This is a genomic window from Paenibacillus sp. 01T422 (assembly GCF_056398785.1).
The window spans coordinates 1-4,850 of sequence record NZ_JBFTQB010000478.1 but is presented as its reverse complement, the minus strand read 5'-3'; the positions used below and the strand labels follow the sequence as shown (position 1 = coordinate 4,850).

Genomic DNA, 4,850 nt, shown 5'->3' with positions numbered 1-4,850 from the left:
GGCGTTGTCTCATCAATGGAAGGTTCTTTGCCACTATCCACTCGTATACTTTTCACATAAAAATTTCCACCGGCAGCCAAAATCCTGAAATCAGCACCGCCATTTTGCGCTTTCTTCATTTGGGCATCGGTCACATATATTTTCATAGTTACCAGTTCGCCAGTATTATAGAGCTGTATAAAATGCCTGTTATTATAAGCGTTTCCGGTTGATTTTTGACCAAGCTCTAAATAAGGTTTCTGTGACCCGACATCATAATATTGAATGGTAAAAATCACATCTTCGGCGCCTCTAAGAGGAGAGTCTGCACTCAAAGTAGCATACAGATATTTTTGGGTATTAATACGCCCGACCCTGTCTCCTTCATACTCTTCAACGAAAGTTTGAGCTTCGGAAGAAGGATTTCCGTTGTATTTGGTATAGACCACACCCTGTTCCACTACAGTTTCACCAAATTCAAGCAAAGCAGGCGAGGATTCAAGGTTAGCAAAAGCAGCTGCCAACTCCGTTGTAGCGCTAGATACCTGGTCATCAGTGGCATTATTGTTGTCGTAAACGGATTTAGCTGCATCCCATTTATCCATGTAAGCATCCCATGTAGCCGTGATATAAGGTGAGGAATCAACAGGCTTTTTGTTCATCTCAGCGAGCAAATCGTCTTTGCTAACAAGCTTAATAACCAAAGCGTTCTTGGCCGTATTGACATGATCAATAGCCTGACCAAGTTTGACGATATCGGTGCTATTTGCCTGAATCAAAGCGTCTGCAGCAGTTTTGGCAGCATTGTAAGCAAACAAGGATGCAGCAGTATATTTGCTGGTATCTACAACAAAGGTTGCTTGCAGCTGCGTCCGCATAGTAGCAGCATCAAATGCCTGGTTAGCAGCAGTCAGCTCGGCATCGGTTTTAATACCGGCAGTGGCACCAACCATGACTTTATCGAGATACAGGCTGCCATCGGTTACACCGGTAAAGGTGAACTGCATATCCGTAATCGCATTGAGCAAAGATTTGGTATCGGTTACAACTTGAGTTCCATCAAACAATTTGCGCAGATTAAAGGTGACAGTCGCATACTTGTTGCCTTTGGCAAGGCTTTTATCATATGAGCCCGTGTCGGCAACAGCTGCGGTATACGTCTTACCGCCACTTACGAATTGCAGTGCCAGTTTGACGCCGATTTCATTGGCATTGAGGACATTGACTGACAAATAGTTGTAATTTCCAGCTTTAAATTTCAGGCTGTCATAGGTCAGTATCGGACTGATGCCGATAACTTTGCCAGTAGCACCGGTATAGTTTACCTGCAAAGCCGAGGCACCTTCCAGCTTCAAAGATGAAGAATAACCGTAGGTAGCCGCTGAGGTAGTGCTAACATTTCCTGACTTCCAGGACGGATGCAATCCGAAGGAATTAACAGTCGTATCGTTTGTGTCGACTACCCACTCGTCTTTGTCTGCGTACATCCAACCTTGCTCCGTATAATAAGTTACACTCGGGTCGGGAGCATTGGTGTTATCTGCATATGCGGTAGTACGGAAGGTACTGACCGGGATATAATAATTATCAAAAATTTTCTGGACTATGTAGTTATCCATAATACCTTTAGCAGCCGTGGCTGACGCACTCGCCGGTATCATCATGATGGGCAGTACCAACATAATGGACAAGAGAACCACCAATATTTTCTTTGCATTCATGCCATTTTCCTCCTGTTTCAATTATCCTTTTATCGCAGAACAACGTCATATTGTTGCATTGTCAGGAACATGTGAATAGGAAACCCTCATGAATCTTCCCTTCCGCTTCGTACTATGGATCCATCATTTCATCCCCCTTTCGAGCTCCAATAGAAATCGCTTACATTTCCTTTCCCTACTTAATATAGCGCTGTCATAATCTTAATTGAATGATGTTTCTTTACAAAAATTGATGCATTTTTACCGTTTTCAATGATGCGGAGATCAGCCACAGCTGATCTCCCGCAACAAATTTTCAACCCGGACGTCGCGTCGCCATGGCGGTCGATTGAGTAATGATGATGACTCCGTTGCCACAGGAGACCACCTTGGCGTCCCCAGCCGCAGTTACCTGCTCTGGCATAACGGCAGGCCGTATCTCTGCACGAATGTAAGGTTGACCTTGCAGCGAAATCGAAACCTTCTCAGCGCTTAGTTCCACGCAAGCCGTCGCTCTGGACATCGAGGCAAATAGCGTATGTCCGCTATGGCGAAGAACGCTTCCGTACCCGATAAAACAGCGCTCGACATTCGTCCAATCGTCCTCTTTAGCACCTTCAGGTCGAGTTACCGCGATGAGATAGGCGTCCGTCTCCCATCCATTCAACTTGCGGATGCAATTCTGGTGCATCACCCGGCCATCTGCCCGGAGATTCCAATAGATATCCGTTTGTTTGCCGCCGGATCGAATGCGTATCCCCTGCATTTCATGGCCTTCTAAGACCGTAACTTCCGGTAGAGGCCACTCCGATTCCATTGGAATTAATGCGGTTATAAATTTAGCCTCATGAACGAGCTCCTCTTTTTCAAACGATAAATATGTCATCTTGCTATCAGGATTGTGGTCCGCCATGCCCACCTTATGCCTCATGATCAGCTTCTCAGGAAATAAATGCTTAACAATCACACTGGCATCGCCGTTCGTGATACGTAAAGCGCCATTCTCGTCTATGCTGGTATCCCCTTCGTAGTGAAGCAACCATTGCAGGTTCCCTTCCGCATGCGCCCGAATGTCATCCATAATGACGATCACGCCGTCGATCCAGAGAAAATGACGGAAGTTCCTTGAGAAATGCTGCGACATAGGCCCTGTTGCGTCTGCGTACACATAACGGAGGCCGGCATGATCTACCAGATTATACACGTGTCCAGGCTCCTTCACGCCACGAATCACATCCGACCTCAGTTGTCCCTCACCGTTAAACAACACGACATTATGTGCTTCGCTCTGCATATAATAATCAACATATTCTGGTCTCCCGTAGGAACAATTGCCTGAGTCAATCAAGAGGGGCCGCCCTTTATGATAAAGAACGAAAGAACCAGCATCCGCATGAGCATGATTCCAGGTAAAGCCGGACTTCACCGCCAGCATCGTGCGATCCTTCTCCCAGCCATCGCGCATCGTCGCCCAGCCGATATCCGCATAGATCGCCGATGTCTCGCCAGGGGATGGTGGACTCGATTCCCCCAACCAAATACGATCCTGCTGGATAAAATCATAAAACCCGTACTCCGCTTTCCATTCTTTCAAATACCAGCGCAAACGCGGATCGTCGAACCCGTTCGCCAGCAGCATCTTTGCAGCTTGAACGGCTCCTGAATAGAGGTAACCGTCACCGAAATTAACGGTCAGCGCCCGTTCAGTGGCCGCATACGTCGTATGCAGGAAGAAGTCTCCAGCCTTCGCGAGCACAGGGATATCGGAAAAATCAGTATACCCGAACGAATGTTGATAAGCCAGCCTGAAGACCAGATATTCATACAGGCCATAATCGGCATAGTTGAGACTTTCGTAGAATGCCCCAGCTTCATCGTAATTCAAACTTTTATTGCCAAGGACACTGCCTTTGTACAAAAAGTATTCAGGGAAAATGCGAATGATTTCATCCAGCCATGCACGCGCATCAGGTTCCTCGTCGATGACGGAAAGCACGCCGACTCCCGCCAGTCCAATCATCACAGCCCACCAATTATGGCCCATGGAATCAAGCGCATGCGTACGGGTATCGGCAAATACCCAATCCTTCAGTGTCGGCAGAACACCAAGCTCAAGCAAGGATCGGCGAATAACCGTGCGCTCTTCGGTGCTCAACACATCATAGATGCAGTCGTAGCCGACGGCATAACCGTGGCAGAACCGGGACGTATTCAACTCCGAATGCCATGGCGGATCGTTCCTCAGCAGGCCTTTGCCGTGCCATTTGGAATAGGTGCTGTAATGAAGGAGCGCTTCCCTTAGTTTCTCGGCATAATGCCGCTGCCCCGTTACCTGATACACCAGGCCAAGCATTGTGCCCATCTGGGCAACTTGCTCGCTCGGTGGCCCATACTTGCCATGCTGCGAATCCTCTCCGTCAGCTTCCATTTCCTCTGTAAAGCAATCTTCCAAAAGGCCATCCGCCTTGGCCACAAAAGCCTGCCATTTCCGCCCCAGGTTCTCGTCCTGCTGCAATTGAACCCTAAAATGCGTTACCCAAGCTTGATCAAAATATAAATACGGATGCTGTTTCCTGCTAATTTCGGCCATGGTTATCTTCCTCCTATGATTACGCTTTCTGAAAGCCTTTACGAATAAAGAAATAAGTTGTACATTTGATATATACATAATACAAGAGGTAGTGAAACTTATGTCCAGCACGCCAGCAAGGATTCCCATGTACATGCARTTAAAAACTTATATGATGAACCAGATTCAACAGGGCATCTGGAAGCCGGGGGATAAGATTCCCTCGGAGAATGAACTTGCCGGGCAGTTTAACGTCAGCCGCATTACGGTAAAAAATGCATTGGCCGGCTTTGTGAACCAAGGCTTTATTTATCGGATTCAAGGAAAAGGTTCCTTTATTAGCGATACCGCAACCGCAACACTTCCGCTCATGTCGTACGAGCCTATAGAATCCTTGGGGTCCTGCATCGCCTTCCTGATGCCTCGCCTTGACAATCTGTATACCGCCAACTTATTGACTGGCATTGAACAGGAATTGGCTGATCATGGCTATCACCTCGTATTCAAACTTACCCACGATAGGCAGGAATTGGAAATCAAACGGCTGAAAGAACTCACTCATCTCGGGATGAAAGGAATTATCATCTATCCGGTGGAGGGCG

General features: G+C 47.3%; 3 protein-coding genes. 1 reads left to right on the top strand and 2 read right to left on the bottom strand.

What is annotated here, in order from left to right:
• The coding region (locus AC1DUA_RS23600; RefSeq protein WP_477502092.1) for a hypothetical protein at window positions 1-1,700 on the bottom strand (1,700 nt) is incomplete at its 3' end.
• A gap of 295 nt (window positions 1,701-1,995) precedes the next feature.
• Entirely contained in the window at window positions 1,996-4,269 is a 2,274-nt protein-coding gene (locus AC1DUA_RS23595) for a heparinase II/III domain-containing protein (RefSeq protein ID WP_477502091.1), read from the bottom strand.
• A 133-nt stretch (window positions 4,270-4,402) separates the two neighbouring features.
• On the opposite strand from AC1DUA_RS23595, the gene AC1DUA_RS23590 reads away from it, so the two are divergent.
• Window positions 4,403-4,850 (top strand): GntR family transcriptional regulator (locus AC1DUA_RS23590; protein ID WP_477502090.1); only part of this gene is annotated, 448 nt, incomplete at its 3' end.

Bases quoted from the DNA above. Each gene is read 5' to 3' on its own strand.
- AC1DUA_RS23595 (WP_477502091.1), bottom strand. From the start codon at position 4,269: ATGGCCGAAATTAGCAGGAAACAGCATCCGTATTTATATTTTGATCAA.